The sequence below is a fragment of the Jeongeupia sp. USM3 genome, from assembly GCF_001808185.1.
Lineage (GTDB): Bacteria > Pseudomonadota > Gammaproteobacteria > Burkholderiales > Chitinibacteraceae > Jeongeupia.
Genome location: NZ_CP017668.1, coordinates 2,627,295 through 2,645,261, shown reverse-complemented (window position 1 = coordinate 2,645,261; position 17,967 = coordinate 2,627,295). Strand labels below are relative to the sequence as shown.

Here is a 17,967-nt window from a genome sequence, read left to right as displayed (position 1 = left end):
TCAGCCGCCGAGGCGCTTGAGCATGTCATGGATCGCGCGGATCTGGATCGCGTTGCGCGAGTAGTAGTCCGGCCGCTGCGCGCTGGCGCTCGAGTAGCCCCACCAGTCCCAGCAGCCTTCCGGATTCTGCGTATAGCCGTTGTCGGTGCCTTCGGCCTGCGGGTACAGGATGATGAAGTTGTTGCTGTCGGCCAGCTCGTTGTAGCCGGTCGTCGTCACGTAGCGGTTGCCGTACGGCGGCGAGTTCTGCGTGTTGCGGCGGCCATTGGTGTATTCGACGTAGTTGTAGCCCTGCTTGCAGCCGTGCAGCGCGATATGCACCCGCGCCGGTTCACCGTCCTCGACCGCTTTCGGAATGTAGGCGTAGCCGTAGTCGCTCATGCTGTCGCGCCGGGCCTGCTGGTCGTCGTCGCCGAGGAAGCTCAGGAACTCGCGCTGATCGAAGCGCACCAGCCTGCCGCTCGGGCGCTCGGACGGCGGGTTGAGCTTGCCGTGGATGTGGCCAAGGACGCGGTGCGACTGGATGAAGTCGCCCTGGTTGATATAGGGCGGCTGGTTGGTGCCGAGCGGCGAATCCTCGGGGTTCTGCGTGATGATCGAATGCCCCGCCGGTACGGTGTCGTCGTAGTCGATGTGCTCGGGCCTGACGCCGAGCAGCTCGTAGAAGCGCTTGGTACGGGCGACGGTATCGGAAAACACCACCTCGTCCTTGCTGCCGGTGAAGATGTAGACCTTGTCGTCGGCCAGATGCTCGACCGGGTCGATCTCGCCGGCGGCGGCGGTCTGGCGGGCGAGCTTTGCCAGGTGCTCGGCGTTCGGCGCCGTCTGCGGCACCAGCGGGTTCAGGCAGATGTAGAGCGAGTTCTGGATGAACGCGTCCTCGGCCACCGGCGCGGCGCCGGGAAAGGTCTCGGCGCAGCGGAACGGCCCGCCGGCAATGATGCCGGCGCCGACGAAGCTGGCCGAGTGCGCCAGGTGCAGCTGCACGGTCATGAAGGCGCCGGACGACAGCCCGGACACCGAGCTCTGGCCCTGCTGCACGTTGTAACGTCCGAGCTGGACGACCTTGGAATCGGTAGCAAGCACTTCCCATCCTCCTGATACGTTCAAAAGAAAACGGCCCGAACAGCGTCGGACCGAAAAATATGTCAAACAACGTAAGAGACTGGATAGCACATCGTCATTGTTTTTGCAGTGCAACATAAAAATGATGCTCCTGCAGACGGGCGGCAGGCACGAAAAAAAACCGGCCAGCGGCCGGTCGTGTCGGGTTCGGAGGCGCTCAGGCGCTGTAGAAGCGCTCGCGCATCTCCTCCAGCCCCAGCTCGGTCAGCACCGCATCGAGCCGCTCTGCCGGTTTGCGGCGCGGCAGGTTCTTGTAGCTGGCGACGATCAGCTCGTTCTTCATCGAATGCTCCCAGCCGACCAGCTCGGTCACCGTCACGTGGTAGCCGTGCGCCTCGAGCTGCAGGCAGCGCAGCACATTGGTGATCTGGCTGCCGAACTCGCGCGTGTGGATCGGGTGGCGCCAGATCTCGGCCAGCGGGCGCTTCAGCGCCTGCTGCTTGTTCTTGCGCAGCACCGCGGCAACCTCGGCCTGGCAGCAGGGCACCAGCACGATGTGGCTGGCCTTTTTCTCCAGCGCGAAGCGGATCGCATCGTCGGTTGCGGTATTGCACGCGTGCAATGCGGTGACGATGTCGACCTGCCCGGGCAGCGCGTCCGAGGCAACCGAATCGGCCACCGACAGGTTCAGGAAGCGCATGCCGGGAAAGCCGCAGCGCGCCGCCAGCTCGGTCGAGCGCTCGACCAGTTCCTGGCGGGTTTCGATGCCGTAGATCGTGCCTTCCGGCGCATTCGCCTTGAAGAACAGGTCGTAGAGGATGAAGCCCAGGTACGACTTGCCGGCGCCGTGGTCGACCAGCGACACGTTCGGATGATCGGCGACCACGTCGCGGAGCAGGGGTTCGATGAAGTTGAACAGGTGGTAGACCTGCTTGAGCTTGCGGCGGCTGTCCTGGTTGAGCTTGCCGTCGCGCGTCAGGATGTGCAGCTCCTTGAGCAGCTCGACCGACTGGTCGGGGCGAATCTCGTACTTGTCGCCACCCTGTGCCGCGGCGGCACCGGCCTTGGCGGCCGTCATGCCGTCACTCCGGCGCAGGTGATCCGCGTCACCTCGCCCCCGGCCAGCCGGAAGAACGCGTCCTGCGGCATCTCGCCGCTGAACAGCGCGTCGCCGCTCAAGCCAAGATAGCGCGCACGCAGCAGCCGGCCGAACAGGCCGTGCGAAACGACGATCAGCCGCTGCGGCAGCGCCGGATCGGCAAGGAAGGCGTCGATGCGCGCAAGCACATCGGCGAGTTGTTCGCCGTTCGGCGAGTGGAAATGCCAGTCCGGCGCGGTCTCGAGTTCGGGCCGTTGCGTGACCAGGTCTTCGCGCAGCTGCTGCTCCCAGTCACCGAAGCCGACTTCGATGATGCGCTCGTCGGTCGTCATTGCCGCCGCCGGCAGCCCGAGCGCCGCAGCGACGAGTGCGGCACTTGCCTGCGCCCGCGCCAGCGGACTGACCCGCATCGCCCAGCCGTCGATGCTGCCGATCTCGTCCTTCAGCGCCTCGCCCATCGCTTGCGCCTGCTCGCGGCCGAGCGCCGTCAGCGGCGAATCGCAGCGGCCTTGCAGCCGGCGCACCGTGTTGAATTCGGTCTGGCCGTGACGGAGCAGGTAGATCGTGCGGGACATGGGCAAATCTCGTAGGCAAATCCAGCCGGCGATTATAACCGCCGCCCCGGCCTGCCCGCGCGGCATTGCTGCCATGCGCATCGGGATTCAGGGCCTGCCCCGATGGACGAACGAGCCGGTTTGGCGCCGCCCGAAGCGAGGACGCCCACCGGCAGTCCCCCCTGGGAGAAAGCGGAATGGACACAGGGTCCATGAGGATGGCCCGATAGGCCGACCCCTTGCGGGGTTCGGCGCACCGGACGAGGCCGCGCAGCCGCCCGACGGGACAGGCACTCAGCCGTAGCGCTGCTGTGCCACCACTGCCAGCCCGGCGCCGACGCTGCCATACGCATCGCCTTCGACCACGCGCGCGGCCGGGAACAGCCCCGCCATCGCCGCACGCAACGCCGGCACCGCCGATGCACCGCCGGTAAAGAACAGCGTATCGACATCGGCCACCGCGACACCGGCCTGGCTCAGCGTCTGCATCGCCGCGGCGCCGACGCGTTCGATCTCGTCGGCAATCGCATCGGCGAAGGTCTGCCGCGACACCTCGCGCACCAGCGCCGCATCGACCTCCTCCAGCTGCATCTGCACCGTCTCAAGCTCGGACAGCGCGATCTTGCTGTCCTCGACCCGCATCGCCAGATGGTGCGCCGACTGCTGGTTGATCACGTGGAACAGCCGGTCGTAACGCGTCATGTCGCTCACGTCCGGCCCCAGCGCGTGCAACGTCTGGCGCATCTTGCGCGTATAGGCGAAGTTGATCGTGTGCCACGTCGCCAGATGGAAGAACACGCTGCTCGGAAACGCCGCGCCTTTTTTGAGCAGGCTGCCCAGCCCCAGTTCGGGCATCACCGTTGCCAGCGACAGCCGCTTGTCGAAATCGGTGCCGCCGATGTGCACACCGCCGCTGCCCAGCAGGTCGGCACTGCGGTCGTCCCTGCCGCGCCGCTCGGGCGAGAGCCGGATCAGCGAGAAGTCCGACGTACCGCCGCCGATGTCGACCACCAGCACCAGCTCCTCGCGTTCGATGCGCTGCTCGTAGTCGTGGGCGGCGGCAATCGGCTCGAACTGGAAGCTGACGTCCCTGAAGCCGAGATCGCGGGCGATCTGCGCCAGCGTCGTCTCGGCCTGCGCATCGGCCTTGTCGTTGTCGTCGACGAAACGCACCGGCCGGCCGAGCACCACGGCGTCGAACTCGCGGCCGGCCTCGCGCTGCGCCCGCGCTTTCACCTCGCCGATGAAGCCGCCGATCAACTCGCGGAACGCCAGCGTGCGGCCGCCGACCTCGGTGCCGGCGTCGATCAGGCTCGAGCCGAGCAGGCTCTTCATCGCCCGCATCAAGCGCCCGTCGTAGCCTTCCAGATACTCGGCCAGCGCCGCACGGCCGTAGGCCAGCGTGTCGTCCTCAAGGTTGAAGAACACCGCCGACGGCAGCGTGACCTTGCCGTCTTCGAGCGCCAGCAGCCGCGCGCCCGCGTCGGTATGAATCGCCGCGGTGGAATTGGACGTACCGAAGTCGATGCCACAGGAGTGATTCATGGGAGTGGCTCGCGAAAAAAGGCCCGCGACGTTACGCCGGCCAGGCCCCGACGTCAAACAGACCGGTCGAACGGCAGCGATCCCCGGCGCAGAACGCGCTATGCTGACGGCCGATCAACCGGACACCGCCCCATGGAAGACCGCCTCACCGAACTCGAAATCCGCCTCGCGCTGCAGGACGAACTGCTCGACGAACTCAACCGCGTCGTCGCCCGCCAGCAGCAGGATCTGGAACTCCTGGCGCAGGCGCTGCGGCAGGTGCAGGAACAGCAGCGCAGCGGCCCGGGTGCACCGCGCAGCCTGTTCGACGAAATCCCGCCGCACTACTGAACGCCGTCTGCCCGGCCTGCGGCACCGGCATCGCACCGGTTTGACCGCCGACAAGGGCCGCGGCCGGCACCGGCCTAGACTGGGCTTTTGCGCGCAGGAGCCCCCATGGCCCGCTACCACATCGTCACGCTGATCGGCTCGACCAGCCTCGAAGGCCACGACGTCCGCGGCGACGACCTGCTGAGTACACTCAAACAGCTGCGCAGCGACCTGTTCGGCGGCGACCGGCCGCTGCTCGACTTCCACGGCGACCGCTACGTCGTGCTGTTCGAGACCGACGACGAACTCGAAGCCCTCGCCTGGGCCGAAGGCCACGGCGTCGCCCTGCACGGCAAACTCGCCGACCGCGCCGAAATCTACTCGCTCTACCTCGGCTGGACCGGGCTGATCGACCGGCAGCTCAACGCCCAGCCGGATCCGGGGTGGCGAGTGCCGCAGCGCTGAAACAACCCCAACCTATCGGGCCAGCCCCGATCACAAGCACCAAGGGCAGGCGCGGCACGTAGCCCATCGGTCTACTCCTCCCAGCCGGGATGATGTTGGTCCACGGAGCCAACGAGGACTTTATCAACGCCAGCAATTCACCGCTGATTCATTGCACCATTGATTCAGTCCTTGCATACAGGTCAGTCTTCGATGGCGACGAGGGACTTGGCTTAAGCCGCCAACACGCCGAATCGCCACCATAGTACAGGATGCCCCCGGCTCACTGACCAGCAGGCTGGGTAAATAGCCGTCGCAGACCTCGGTTCCTAACCCCAGCCGGGCTTTGCCGCCGCTGCTGCACTAGCTCCGAATCATTCAGGAATTTTCATGAAACTGTAGGCGTTCTGCCAAAAAAATTTGTCGATATAATGTCGATATTCATTTCTGTTCATTATATTTAAAAGCACTTCAAAATACCTTCTGGTGTTATCAACCATGTCAGGCATATGCCAGTCAGTACCATATGCCAACTTGTCCATTAATTCAAACGGGCGCCCTTCACTCAAAGCTGCAGTCCTAGCTCGCTCTAAGTTAGCGACAAAAGTCGTCACGTTATCTGGATTTAGCAGGGGTGACATGTTGGCAACTTCGCAGTAAACATTTGGATAGGAGGTGCAAAGCTCGGTAACAATCCGAGCAAAATTGTCTTGCAACCTCCACTCCTCGTCGGAATTTGACATCCAGCCGGGCGAATTAATTCCATTATTTTCAATGCGTGCTCCCCCAGCGTGTCCAAGGCATAGCCTTAATTTATTCCACCTGCGGTCTTCCAAAACGGCCCTCCAATATTTCGGATGCGCGTTACCACCCTCTTTCAAACGAGTTTGAAATCCCTTCGGCGTGCAGTGTGCAAACACAGGGATATCACCATCGACGCAGAAATCAAAAAATTCGTCAATAACTGACTGTAGCACCTTATCTTTGTTACCTGAAGGTTTGTAGCCCAGGGGTGGATAAAATTTAAATCCAATGAATCCTCTTGCGAGTGCGTCTTCGGCGCGAGTCTTCCAACTTCCTGGCCGTCGCGGATCGAAGGCACAAAAACCGAATATTTGTGTTGGATGGTTACGATGCAGCTGCTCCATTTTCTCGACTTGATTCGGAAAAAATGGATAACGGGGGGATTTATGATCAGGATAAGCCATTTGCATATCCATCATAAAATGGACAACCTGAAGCGACGGCAAGCCAGGTCCATATCCATCAATTAATTTGGCGAACATATCCTCTTCCGACTTGAGCATAGTAAGGAAGAATTCCAAGTAATTTTCTGGTGCTCCCCAAGCCGTTGAATCCATCAGGGCAATCACTGCACGCAAGGATTTTCTTACTGCCTGTTCTTCACGATCAAGAACATTACCAAATGTCCCGTCGCGACTAAATTTTTGCATTTCATAAATTGGCACCTTTGAGGCCGGTGTCTCTTCTACATAATTTTCGGCAACGAAGTCGATGTCAGAGAGATTATCAACGACACTCGAAATATTGCTTTTACGCAGCAGATTGAAGGTTGGCGCGCTGAACTGTATATCACTTAAGGCACTAGCTCCTTTTGTGACGGCACTTCTTGAACCTGATGCCGAAAGCAGTTCATATTTAGCAATCTCCCAGATCTGATCGATGCGATATTCGCTTTTTGCTTCTTCGTTCAAAAAATGCACATCCTCAAACAACAGTCCATTTTCCTTATAAGACGATCCCGTAATGGCTTCCAAAAACTCCGCAACGCGGTTTGCAAGGGCGCTTTCTTTCTTATTCATCGCATCAGTGATGATGCTAGCCAGAGGCATATAGCGCGCATTAAATAGGTGGGTGTGCATATCCACGATTCGGCGAGGAAATTCCATAGGATGCTTCCTTTTTTCATATTTGATGCAATGACGTGATGCTTTTCATCACTACCGGCCGCCTAAGCTAAGCGGTCGATTGCATTAGGCAAAGGCATAGTTAGTTCTAACTCGTTTCTCGAAAAAGTGTCTGAATATTTATGTACCGGCTTATAAGCGGCACTGTCGCTCCAGACCGGAGGCACCATGTAGTTGTTGGGTTTCGTCTGATTGGCTTCCAAAGCGCAGCTGGCCACTCTTCCAGGCACGCGCGCTTTTGCGTACCTTGATCACTCAGTCTGTCAATGCGAGCCAGCCATGAGCCACCGCCTGCACAGCAATGCCCGCACCACACCGCTCACCCGCGAGGAAATCCGCCACTCCAGCCTCTCGCAGCGCGAGCTGATGCTGCGCTACAGCGTCGGCAAGGACACCATCCGCAAATGGCAAACGCGCGACGAATTCACCGATCGGTCGCACCGCCCGCATACCCTGCACACTACCTTGTCCCAGACGCAGGAAGCGCTGGTGCTGATTCTGCGCACCACCTTGCTGCTGCCGCTCGATGACCTGGCCGCGGTGGCCCAGCGTTTCATCAACCCGAACGCCACCCGATCCGGCATCAACCGGCTGCTGGTGCGCGAAGGCGTCGGCAACCTCAAGACACTGCAGGCGCAACTGCAGCCGGAAGAACCCGCCGCGCCCTCCAAGGGCTTCAAGGACTACGCACCGGGCTACTTCCATTTGGACATCAAGTACTTGCCGCAGATGCCCGACGAAACCTCGCGCAGCTACCTGTTCGTCGCGATCGACCGGGCCACCCGCTGGGTGTTCCTGCACATCTACCCGGATCAGTCCGAAGCCAGCAGCGTCGACTTCCTGCAGCGCCTGTACAAGGCGGCGCCGATGAAAATCGAGAAACTGCTGACCGACAATGGCAGCCAATTCACCGATCGCTTCACCAGCAAAGCCAAGACCCCGAGCGGACGGCACGTGTTTGATCGCCGTTGTGCAGCCTTGGGGATCGAGCATCGGCTGATCCCGCCGCGCACGCCGCAAATGAATGGCATGGTCGAGCGTTTCAACGGCCGGATCAGCGAGCTGGTGAAGCAGACCCGCTTTGCCAGTGCAGCGGAATTGGCGCAGACGTTGGACGATTACCGGAACGCCTACAACCATCACATCCCGCAAAAAGCGCTGGGCTTCCGGTCACCGATCGAGTCGCTGAAAATGTGGCAAACAGAGCGACCGGAATTGTTCAAGAAAAAAATCTACAAACAAGCGGAACCCGACATGTAGTGGTCGACTCATCGAACAAGCCGATCACGTCCCACGCACGTAGAACCTGCTCCACACCAACCCCCGTCGCCCAGCGCAGATTCTTCAAGAGCGTACATTTTCATCTGTGCGGGTTTCCGGCGAACGGAGGCGGAAGACCTCCAACCCTGATCTCGACTTCAGGCTAGTGCATCGTTCACACGCCGAAACGCTCAGCCTTCATCCTCGATGTCATACCTCGCCCCGCCTTCCGGCCCGCAGGCAATCACCCCAGCCACATAAGCCGCGACCGATTCCGGCGTACGCAGCTTGCCGTCCTGCTTGCGGGCGATGAAGCGAGCGACGTCAGGAAAGTCGTCGACACTCGTGCCGCGGATTTCGGTCTGCATCTGCGTGTCCATCACGTCCGGGTCGATGCTGATGCAGGTGACCGGATGCACAGCGCCGGCCTGTTCGACCGCGACGGCGCGCAGCAGGTGGTCGACCGCGGCCTTGCCGGCGCAGTACAGCGACCAGCTGCCGTAGCCGCGCAGCGCGGCGCCCGACGAGATCTGCGCCACGGTCTTCACCGCCGCCACATCCTGAAAGCGCCGCAGGAAGGCTGCGATCACCCGCACCGCGGTCATCACGTTGACGTTAAGGCTGGCGGTGATCTGCGCGTCGTGCTGCTGCGCCAGCGGCAGCAGCGGTGTCAGCGTCCCGGCATTGTTGATCAGCACGATCTCGTCCCACGGCCGGCTGGCGAATTCGGCAAAGCGCGCGGCTAGCGTCGCGACGGCCGCGTCCGGATCGGCGAAGTCGGCCTGCACGTGCGCAGCGCCCAGGCCGGAGCGGGAGAACTCGTGCACGGTCCAGCCGGCGGCCAGATAGTGGTCGACCAGCGCGGCGCCAAGGCCGTGCGAGCCGCCGGTGATCAGTGCGAGTTTGTTCATTCCTTATCTCCCAGAATCGACTGCCCGGCGCTGCGGTGCCGGCAAGGCGGACGACCGCGTCCCGCAGGGGCTGGTTGCAACAGTACGGGTGGCAAGTGAGTACAACGCAGCCGGCAGTCAGCCGCTTTGCGCGGCCAGCCAGTCGACGGCGCCCAAGCCCGCGGCGCGGCCGGTGGCGAAGCACGCGGTCAGCAGATAACCGCCGGTCGGCGCCTCCCAGTCGAGCATTTCGCCGGCGCAGAACACGCCCGGTTTCGCCGTGAGCATCAGCCGCGTGTCGAGCGATTCGAAGCGCACGCCGCCGGCGCTGCTGATCGCCTCGTCGAGCGGCCTTGCCGCCAGCAGCCGGACCGGCAGCGCCTTGATCTTGCCCGCCAGCCTGCCTGGGTCGGCGAAGTCGTCCTTGCTGGTGCATTCGCGCAGCAGCGATGCCTTGGCGCCCTTCAGGTTCAGCCGGCTCTGCAGATGGCTGGCCATCGAGCGCGAGCCGCGCGGGTGCGCGACCTCGGCGATGACCTTGTCGATCGTGAATTCGGGCAACAGGTCGAGATGGATGAGCGCTTCGCCGTGATCGGCGATCGCATCGCGGATGCGCGCCGAGAACGCGTAGACGAGGTTGCCTTCGATCCCGGTCTGCGTCAGCACGAATTCGCCGCGGCGCGTTTCGGTGTTTCCGCTCGCATCGGTGAACGTCAGCGAGACGTTCTTGATCGGCGCACCGGCAAATTTCTCCGCCAGCACTGCGCTCCAGCCGGCGTCGAAGCCGCAGTTGCTCGGCCGCAGCGGCGCCACGTCGGCCCCGGCATCGCGCAGCCACGGCGCCCACGCGCCATCCGACCCCAGCCGCGCCCAGCTGCCGCCGCCGAGCGCCAGTACGGTCGCATCGGCATCGACCTGAATCGCGCCGTGCGGCGTGTCGAAGCACAGCGCGCCGGACTCGTTCCAGCCGGTCCAGCGGTGGCGGGTGTGGAAGACGACGCCGGCGGCGCGCAGACGTGCCAGCCAGGCGCGCAGCAACGGCGCGGCCTTCATCTCGGTCGGAAACACCTTGCCGCTCGAGCCGACGAAGGTGTCGATGCCCAGACCGGCAATCCATGCGCGCAGTGCGTCGGGGCCGAAGGCTCCGATCAGCGGCGCGAGCGCGTCGCGGCGCTCGAAGTAACGGCCCAGCAAGGCCGGCAGCGGTTCCGAATGGGTGATGTTCATGCCGCCGATGCCGGCAAGCAGGAACTTGCGGCCGAGCGACGGCATCGCGTCGTACACCGCGACGCGGTGGCCGTTTGCTGCCAGTTGTTCGGCGGCCATCAGCCCGGCCGGGCCGCCGCCGATCACGGCAACGTTCGCTGCAGACGCCATCGCGCCCTCCATGACTTCAATCAGTCCTTTCGATCATTCCATTCTACCTGCCGCGTCAAGCGGCCCGCCCGGGCGCCCCAGACATGTCATGCACATATTCACACTCTAATCTGATTTGAAATTTCCTAAATTCGAGCGTAAATTACGTAGTAACACTACATAAACAAGGAGCAGTCATCATGATCGTATCCAGCCTCTTCGCCTTCTTTGCCGGCAAGAACAGCGACATCGTCGTCAACGGCCGTGTAAACCGGATGGCCGATCTGGCCGGTGTCGAACGCATCGACGGCCGCGTGCTGAAGATCAGCGGCGACCGCGCCAGCGTGTGCTGGCCCAAGGGCGTGAAGACCGAGGAAAACCTCAGCAGCCTGATCGCCATCGTCGAGTAAACCCGCCCCCTCCGGCGGCTGCGCCTGCCGGCCCCGGCCGGATCCTCACGGACCACTGTCCATGCCGGCCCCGCCGCTTCGGGCGAGCACGAACCGGCGCGGCCGCCGACTGACGCAGGTTCCGCGTGGTCATTCGCCCGAGATCGCCGGGCCGCAAAGCCGGGTTCGCCCCGGCTTTTTCATGCCCGCCGGAAACGCACGCCACAGGGTTGGCCCTGATCACGCAGCCGCAGCGCCGGCGCTATCGTCGCAAAGTGGCTGCTGCACCGCCACAAAGTGCCGCAGCGCAGCGCCGCTGGCGGTAAAGTGAAGAGTGCTCCCGACGAGTGTGCCGCCATGTCCGCCAGCAATGCCGCCCACCTGCAGGCCGTCGATCTGCCGACGCCCGACGATCCGGCCCCGGATTTCCGCCAGATCGCCGAGCTGGCCCGCGCGATCCTCGCCGGCTTCAACGCCCACTACGCGCGCTTCCGCGCCGCCAGCCGTTCGGCGCAACCGTGTTTCGAGGCCGGCGACGCCCGGGCGCTGCGCGACGCGGTGCGCGACCGGATCGCCTTCTACGACAGCCGCGTGGTCGAAACGTCCGAGCAACTGAAGCGCGAGTTCGACGCCGAACGCCTGCCCGACGACGTCTGGGCCAGCGTCAAGTCGTACTTCATCGGCCTTCTGGTCAACCACAAGCAGCCCGAGCTGGCCGAGACCTTCTTCAACTCGGTCAGTTGCCGCATCCTGCACCGGACGTACTTCCACAACGACTTCATCTTCTACCGTCCGGCGGTATCGACCGAGTACATCGAGACCACCGCGGCGCCGACGTACCGGACCTACTACCCGAAGCACGCCGACCTGTTCGCGACGCTGGCGAGCATCGTCACCGATTTCGGCTGGGCGCAGCCCTTCGTCGACCTCGACCGCGACATCCGCCGCATCGTCCGCGCGCTGTACCGCCACCTCGGCCGCTGGCCGGCACTCGGCTACAACGCGCAGATCCAGGTGCTCGCATCGCCGTTCTTCCGCAACAAGGCCGCCTACCTGATCGGCCGCTTCATCCACGACGACGTCGAGACGCCGTTCGCGCTGCCGCTGTGCCGGACCCACGACGGCAGGCTGTTCGTCGATGCGGCGCTGTTCGCGCACGACCAGATCCGCTCGCTGTTCTCGCTGTCGCGCGCCTACTTCCTTGTCGATATGGAAGTCCCGTCGGCCTATGTCGCCTTCCTGCACGAGCTGATTCCGGACAAGAGCCGCGCCGAGCTGTACACGATGGTCGGGCTGGGCAAGCAGGGCAAGACAATGTTCTACCGCGAGCTCTTCCACCACCTGCGCCACACCAGCGACCGCTTCGAGATCGCCCCGGGGATCAAGGGCATGGTGATGGTCGTGTTCACGCTGCCGTCCTTCCCCTTCGTGTTCAAGGTGATCCGCGACGTGATCCCGCCGCCAAAGGAAGTGAACCGCGACATCGTCCGCGCCAAGTACCTGATGGTGAAGCGCCACGACCGGGTCGGTCGGATGGCCGACTCGCTCGAGTTCTCCGACGTCGCGCTGCCGCGCGACCGCTTCGACCCGGTGCTGGTCGACGAGCTGAAGGCGCTGGCGCCGACGATGATCGAGGAGGACGGCGACACCGTGGTGATCCGCCACCTGTACATCGAGTGCCGGATGACGCCGCTGAATGTCTGGCTCGACAGCCACGGCGGCCCCGATCTCGAGGCCAAGGTGCGCGACTACGGCAACGCGCTGCGCGAACTGGCGATTGCCAACATCTTCCCCGGCGACATGCTGTTCAAGAACTTCGGCGTCACCCGCATGGGCCGGGTCGTGTTCTACGACTACGACGAAATCGAGTACATGACCGACTGCGACTTCCGCCGGATACCGCCGCCGCCGTCGCCCGAGTTCGAGATGAGCGGCGAGGCCTGGTACACCGGCCACAAGGGCGAGGTCTACCCCGAGGAGTTCGGCACCTTCCTCCTGAACCAGAAACCGGTGCGCGACGCCTTCCTCAAGTACCACGCCGACCTGCTGCAGCCGGCGTTCTGGCAACAGACCAAGGCGCGCATCCAGCAGGGGATACTCGAGGACTTCTTCCCCTACCCGTACGAGCTGCGGTTCTCGCAGCGCTACCGCAAAGCCTGAGCTCAGTTGACGAATCGCGGCAGCGACCAGAGCAGCGCCAGATTCGCGATGGCAGCACAGACGAACACCGCGCGGAAACTGGCCTTGCTGCTCTTGTGACGCAACAAATGCTGTGCGGCCCACGCACCGGGCCAGCCACCAGCCAGCGCCAACAGTTGCAGCGTCGACTCCGGTGTACGCCAACCACCGCTTCGGGCTTGTGATTTATCGTGCTGGTACATGGCAAACGCCAAGGCGCTGGCCACCAGAACCAGCCCTGTGACCTGTAAGGACAAGCCGCTGTGCCACACCGCGACCGGCAAGACCAGCAACAGCGGAATCAGCGCGTAATCAAAGACATCAAACCCGCCGCCACCACGACGCTCAGGCAGCTTCTGCCTGGCCTGCGCCCTGCCACTGCCAGCCCCGACCGTCGCGGTCAGCGCCTGCAAGCGCCCGTTGGCGTCGCAGCCCGGCTCGAACACGACAAGATCGCCGTTCTTCGGCCTGCCAGCCACCGTGCGCTTGATCGCCTTGATATGCAGAAAATAGCGCTCGTTCTGTGCGGTTTCGACAAAGCCGAAGCCCTTGTCATCATTCCAACTTACCAGCACGCCTTCCTTGACCACGATGTATCCCCCCGCTCCGAACGGGACAAATTCTAGCCCGGCCCGTCCACCTGCGTGAATCTGCGCCGCAGCCACCGGTACCAAGCCTGTTACCATTGCCGGCAATCACGCACCCAACTCCGGATTCCCCCATGTCATCGTCCCTGACCGACCTGCTCGCCGCCGCGCTCGACGCCCGCGGCGACCTGATTGCCAAGCTCCACGCCGAAAAAACCGACGCCTACCGGCTGTTCCACGGCAGCGTCGAAGGCGAGCCGGGACTGACCGTCGACCGTTACGGCGACCTGATCCTGGTGCAGAGCTTCCACGAAGCGCTCGAAGCCGACGAACTCGCGGCAATCGAAACGTTCTACGATCGCCGCTACCCGGGCCTGCCGCTGATCTGGAACGACCGCAGCCAGCCCAATTCGCGCATTGCCAACAAGCTCTCGACCGAGCAGCTCGAGATCGCGACCGAACCGCGCGTTGCGCAGGAAATCGGCGTCAACTACCGCTTCCAGGCACGCCACGCCGGCCAGGACCCGTGGCTGTTCCTCGACCTGCGCGCCGGCCGCCGCCGGGTGCTGCAGGAAGCCAAGGGCAAGAACGTGCTCAACCTGTTCGCCTACACCTGCGGCGTCGGCATCGCCGCGGCCAAGGCCGGCGCATCGCTCGTCACCAACGTCGATTTCGCCGAATCGAGCCTCTTGGTCGGCAAGGAGAACTCGCGCCTCAACGGCCTCGGCCACACCCTGCGCTATGTGCAGTGCGACGCGTTCGCCGCGCTGCGCCAGTATTCGGGCCTCGGCCAGCCGCGCGTCGTGCGCGGCAAGCGCCTGCCGCCGTTCCCGAAGCTGGAAAAGACCGCGTTCGATCTGGTCTTTCTCGACCCGCCGCGTTACTCGAAGGGCATTTTCGGCGTCGTCGACCTCGTCAACGACTACTCGGCACTGTTCAAGCCGGCGCTGCTGTCGACCGCCGAGGGCGGCACGCTGGTCTGCTGCAACAACGTCGCCTCGGTCGACCGCGACGCCTGGCTCGACCAGATGCAGCGCAGCGCGAAGAAGGTCGACCGGACGATCCGTGACGTCGAATGGATCGCGCCCGAGGCCGACTTCCCGAGCCCGGACGGCAAGCCGCCGCTGAAGATCGCGCTGCTGCGCGTCTGACCCGCGGCTGGCCTACTGGCTGTACTTGCACGCCTTGCCCCGCTACGCTTTGCCAGCCGCTTCAATAGAGAAAGGCCGCCCCGCGGCCTTTTCTGTGTGGCGGTAACGCGGCGTTTACTTTGCCGGCGGCACGTTGGTCTCGAGGAAAACAACGACCTGCTGCCGGATCGCCGCGCCATCGGCGCTGCCGAAGATGTCGACACCATGGCCACCGCCTTTCGACACGATCAGCGTGTCGGCAACGCCGGCGGCTGCGGCCATGCGTTCGGAATCGGCGTGCGAGCTGTCGTACCTGGCACTGACGAACAGCCTGGGCACCGCCAGCGCCTTCAAGGCGTCGTCACTGACCGCCAGACTGCCGTAGGCCGGCGCGATCGACAGCAGCACCACCGCCTGCGGCGAGGCCTCGAGTGCCGCCGGCACCGTCGCCATGGCGCCCATGCTCGCGCCGACCAGGCCGAGGCGCTGCGCGCCCTGCGCACGCGCATAGGCCAGCGCAGCGTTCAGGTCCTGGCCGGCCTGCGCCGGTGCCTGCCTGCCCTGCGACTGGCCGTAGCCGCGGAAGTCGTAACTGAGCACCGTGTAGCCGTCTTTGGCGAGCGCGGCTGCGAAGTCTTCCCAGCTTGCCTGATCGCGGTTGGCCTGATGCGAGAGGATGATCCACGCATCGCCCTTGCCGTAACGCCGGCCAGCGAGCCGGATGCCGTCGTCGGTCGTGAACGACACGACGGTATACGGTTTCGGCGCCTCGGCCTGCGCCGGTGCTTTCTGCTTGGGCGCCTTCGCCGCGACCGCGCTACCGCTCGCGGTGGCGATCACCAGCGCCACCATCCACCTGTTCCATGCCATCGTCGTCTCCTTGTCGTTGGAATGCGCCAACGATAAGCAGCCACATCACACCCGGGTAGAACCGATCCGCAGCGCGACTGTGCGCAATGACAATCGCAGGTGGCAATCAGCCGAGCATTTCACCGGTGACGCTGAACATGCCGCCGGCCTCGAAGAACGCGCCGCCGGCAACGTGGTGGATGCTGCCCGGCTGCTCCGGCGCATCCAGCCAGCGGCCGTCGCGGTACACCTCCGGGTTGGCCCACGCGGCGACGACTTCGACGATGAACAGGTCGTAGGTCTGCTGGTTGTGCGGTTCCGGGATCACCCGGCACTCGAGCCACGCATGGCAGCCTTCGAGCAGCGGCGCGGCAACCTTGCTGCCGGCAAAGGTGGTGATGCCGTGGCGGGCAAACTTGTCGCCGTCGCGGCCCGATTCGTTGCCGAGCGCATAGGCCAGCGCCGCCTGGTCGCGCGTCGGCACCTGCACCGCCAGCTCGCCGCTGGCTTCGATCAGCCCGCGGCTGTACGTGTGCTTGTCGATGACGATGACGAGCTTGGGCGGATCGAAATCGAGCACGGTGTTCCACGCCGCGGTCATCACGTTGCGCGCGTCGCCATGCGCGCTGCTGACCAGCACCGTCGGGCCGTGGGTGAGCAGTTTGTAAGCGTCCCCCAGCGGAACGGGCTGCGGCACTACGGCTGCGGCGTTCATCGCTGTGCTCCGGTCATTGCCAGCGCGACCGCTTCTGCGACCTCGATACCGTCGACGCCGGCCGAGAGGATGCCGCCGGCGTAACCGGCGCCTTCGCCGGCGGGGAACAGACCGCGCACGTTCAGGCTCTGATAGTTCTCTTTGCCGCGGGTGATGCGCAGCGGCGCGCTGGTGCGCGTTTCGACACCGGTCAGTACCGCGTCGGCCATCGAGTAACCCTTGATCTGCCGCTCGAACGCCGGGATCGCCTCGCGCATCGCCTCGATCGCGTACGCCGGCAGCGTCTGCGCCAGATCGGTCCACGTCACGCCCGGCGTGTACGACGGCGCCACCGAGCCGGCCTCGGTCGATGCGCGACCTTCAAGGAAGTCACCGACCAGCTGCGCCGGGGCGTTGTAGTTGCTGCCGCCGACGACGAAGGCCCTGGCTTCGAGCTGGCGCTGGAACTCGATCCCGGCCAGCACGTCGCCCGGATAGTCGCGCGGGTCGATGCCGACGACGAAGCCCGAGTTGGCGTTGCGCTCGTTGCGCGAATACTGGCTCATGCCGTTGGTGACGACGCGGCCTTCCTCGCTCGTTGCGGCGACGACGGTGCCGCCGGGGCACATGCAGAAGCTGTAGACGGTACGGCCGTTGCTGGCGTGATGCACCAGCTTGTAATCGGCGGCGCCGAGAATCGGGTTGCCGGCGTTCGGACCGAAGCGCGCGGCGTCGATCACCGATTGCGGGTGTTCGATCCGGAAGCCGACCGAGAAGGGCTTGGCTTCCATGAACACGCCGTGGCCGTGCAGCATCTCGAAGGTGTCGCGCGCACTGTGACCGAGCGCCAGCACCACGTGATCCGACTCGATCGTCGAGCCGTCGGCAAGCACGACGCCGCGGATCTGCCGCTGGTCGTCCCCCGCCGGTTCGAGGATCAGATCCTGAACCCGGCTGTTGAAGCGGATCTCGCCGCCGAGCGCGATGATCTTCTCGCGCATCTGCTCGATCATGCTCACCAGCCGGAACGTGCCAATGTGCGGCTTGCTGACGTAGCTGATCTCCTCGGGTGCGCCGGCCTCGACGAACTCCTTGATCACCTTGCGGCCGAGGAAGCGCGGATCGCGGATCTGGCTGTAGAGCTTGCCGTCCGAGAACGTGCCGGCGCCACCTTCGCCGAACTGCACGTTCGAATCGGGGTTCAGCTCGCGCTTGCGCCACAGTCCCCAGGTGTCCTTGGTGCGCTCGCGCACCGCCTTGCCGCGCTCGAGCACGACGGGCCGGAAACCCATCTGCGCCAGCACCAGCGCCGCGAACAAGCCGCAGGGGCCGAAGCCGACGACCAGCGGCCGCTTCGGGATGTTCGCCGGTGCCTGCGCGACAAAGCGGTAGGCCATATCCGGCGTCGGCTGCACATTGCGGTCGCTGGCAAAGCGCTTGAGCAGTGCCGCCTCGTTGCGGAGCTCGCAATCGAGCGAGTAGACCAGCAGGATGTTCGCCTTCTTGCGCGCGTCGTACGCCCGCTGGAACACGGTGAAACCGACGAGATCGGCCGGCTTGATCCCCAGCTTGGCGAGCACGGCGGCGCGCAGCTCGTCCTCGGCGTGGTTCAGGGGCAGCTTGATTTCGGTGAGTCGCAACATGGCAGGCGCAGGGACGGCGTAAAACCCGTCATTGTACCGGATGCCCT

The 17,967-nt window shown here is 64.1% G+C and carries 17 protein-coding genes; 6 read left to right on the top strand and 11 right to left on the bottom strand.

Features of this window, described 5'->3' with window-relative positions:
• The 4 genes from BJP62_RS12455 to BJP62_RS12440 all read right to left on the bottom strand — a co-directional run bounded on the left by BJP62_RS12455 (position 1) and on the right by BJP62_RS12440 (position 4,263).
• Complete coding sequence (locus BJP62_RS12455) at positions 1–1,086, bottom strand: poly(3-hydroxybutyrate) depolymerase (RefSeq protein WP_205700899.1); 1,086 nt, start codon at positions 1,084–1,086, stop codon at positions 1–3.
• A 196-nt stretch (positions 1,087–1,282) separates the two neighbouring features.
• On the bottom strand, positions 1,283–2,143 hold the full coding sequence (locus BJP62_RS12450) for an SAM-dependent methyltransferase (RefSeq protein WP_070530030.1): 861 nt from the start codon (positions 2,141–2,143) through the stop codon (positions 1,283–1,285).
• Positions 2,140–2,739 carry a histidine phosphatase family protein gene (locus BJP62_RS12445; RefSeq protein ID WP_070530028.1) on the bottom strand — a complete coding sequence of 200 codons (600 nt, stop codon included), beginning with the start codon at positions 2,737–2,739 and terminating at the stop codon, positions 2,140–2,142. Before BJP62_RS12445 ends, BJP62_RS12450 begins: the two co-directional genes overlap by 4 nt.
• A 273-nt stretch (positions 2,740–3,012) precedes the next feature.
• Positions 3,013–4,263 (bottom strand): Hsp70 family protein, encoded by a 1,251-nt coding sequence (locus tag BJP62_RS12440; RefSeq protein ID WP_070530026.1) that lies wholly within the window; start codon positions 4,261–4,263, stop codon positions 3,013–3,015.
• A 132-nt stretch (positions 4,264–4,395) separates the two neighbouring features.
• Between BJP62_RS12440 and BJP62_RS12435 the strand changes: the two genes are divergently transcribed.
• Together BJP62_RS12435 and BJP62_RS12430 are read left to right on the top strand one after the other, a co-directional pair.
• Complete coding sequence (locus BJP62_RS12435) at positions 4,396–4,593, top strand: SlyX family protein (RefSeq protein WP_070530024.1); 198 nt, start codon at positions 4,396–4,398, stop codon at positions 4,591–4,593.
• Positions 4,594–4,698: 105 nt separating this feature from the next.
• A complete protein-coding gene (locus tag BJP62_RS12430) occupies positions 4,699–5,037 on the top strand; it encodes a hypothetical protein (protein ID WP_070530022.1) in 339 nt (112 codons plus the stop codon).
• 353 nt (positions 5,038–5,390) lie between these two features.
• Here BJP62_RS12430 and BJP62_RS18110 read toward each other — a convergent pair whose 3' ends face one another.
• A complete protein-coding gene (locus BJP62_RS18110) occupies positions 5,391–6,926 on the bottom strand; it encodes an amidohydrolase family protein (RefSeq protein ID WP_083300900.1) in 1,536 nt (511 codons plus the stop codon).
• 297 nt (positions 6,927–7,223) lie between these two features.
• On the opposite strand from BJP62_RS18110, the gene BJP62_RS12425 reads away from it, so the two are divergent.
• A complete protein-coding gene (locus BJP62_RS12425; protein WP_070530020.1) occupies positions 7,224–8,204 on the top strand; it encodes an IS481 family transposase in 981 nt (326 codons plus the stop codon).
• A 191-nt stretch (positions 8,205–8,395) separates the two neighbouring features.
• On the opposite strand, the gene BJP62_RS12420 is transcribed toward BJP62_RS12425, so the two are convergent.
• Together BJP62_RS12420 and BJP62_RS12415 are read right to left on the bottom strand one after the other, a co-directional pair.
• Positions 8,396–9,115, bottom strand: coding sequence for an SDR family NAD(P)-dependent oxidoreductase (locus BJP62_RS12420; protein WP_070530018.1), 720 nt, complete (start codon positions 9,113–9,115; stop codon positions 8,396–8,398).
• Between the two features lie 117 nt (positions 9,116–9,232).
• Positions 9,233–10,471, bottom strand: coding sequence for a TIGR03862 family flavoprotein (locus BJP62_RS12415; protein WP_070532703.1), 1,239 nt, complete (start codon positions 10,469–10,471; stop codon positions 9,233–9,235).
• Positions 10,472–10,650: 179 nt separating this feature from the next.
• Between BJP62_RS12415 and BJP62_RS12410 the strand changes: the two genes are divergently transcribed.
• Together BJP62_RS12410 and aceK are read left to right on the top strand one after the other, a co-directional pair.
• The gene (locus tag BJP62_RS12410; protein WP_070530016.1) at positions 10,651–10,860 is read left to right on the top strand and encodes a hypothetical protein; all 210 of its coding nucleotides are present in this window, start codon (positions 10,651–10,653) and stop codon (positions 10,858–10,860) included.
• 336 nt (positions 10,861–11,196) lie between these two features.
• Complete coding sequence (gene aceK, locus BJP62_RS12405; RefSeq protein ID WP_070530015.1) at positions 11,197–12,999, top strand: bifunctional isocitrate dehydrogenase kinase/phosphatase; 1,803 nt, start codon at positions 11,197–11,199, stop codon at positions 12,997–12,999.
• 2 nt (positions 13,000–13,001) lie between these two features.
• Here the strand turns inward: aceK and BJP62_RS12400 are convergent, their stop codons facing one another.
• A complete protein-coding gene (locus BJP62_RS12400) occupies positions 13,002–13,607 on the bottom strand; it encodes a DUF1294 domain-containing protein (protein ID WP_070530013.1) in 606 nt (201 codons plus the stop codon).
• Between the two features lie 131 nt (positions 13,608–13,738).
• Here BJP62_RS12400 and BJP62_RS12395 point away from each other — a divergent pair, with 131 nt between their 5' ends.
• Positions 13,739–14,755 carry a class I SAM-dependent rRNA methyltransferase gene (locus BJP62_RS12395; RefSeq protein WP_070530011.1) on the top strand — a complete coding sequence of 339 codons (1,017 nt, stop codon included), beginning with the start codon at positions 13,739–13,741 and terminating at the stop codon, positions 14,753–14,755.
• A 114-nt stretch (positions 14,756–14,869) separates the two neighbouring features.
• Here BJP62_RS12395 and BJP62_RS12390 read toward each other — a convergent pair whose 3' ends face one another.
• The 3 genes from BJP62_RS12390 to BJP62_RS12380 all read right to left on the bottom strand — a co-directional run bounded on the left by BJP62_RS12390 (position 14,870) and on the right by BJP62_RS12380 (position 17,920).
• Complete coding sequence (locus BJP62_RS12390; RefSeq protein WP_083300898.1) at positions 14,870–15,604, bottom strand: alpha/beta hydrolase; 735 nt, start codon at positions 15,602–15,604, stop codon at positions 14,870–14,872.
• Between the two features lie 106 nt (positions 15,605–15,710).
• A complete protein-coding gene (locus BJP62_RS12385; protein WP_070530008.1) occupies positions 15,711–16,298 on the bottom strand; it encodes a flavin reductase family protein in 588 nt (195 codons plus the stop codon).
• On the bottom strand, positions 16,295–17,920 hold the full coding sequence (locus tag BJP62_RS12380) for an NAD(P)/FAD-dependent oxidoreductase (RefSeq protein ID WP_070530006.1): 1,626 nt from the start codon (positions 17,918–17,920) through the stop codon (positions 16,295–16,297). The genes BJP62_RS12385 and BJP62_RS12380 overlap by 4 nt, the downstream gene beginning before the upstream one ends.
• Between the last annotated feature and the right edge of the window lie 47 nt (positions 17,921–17,967).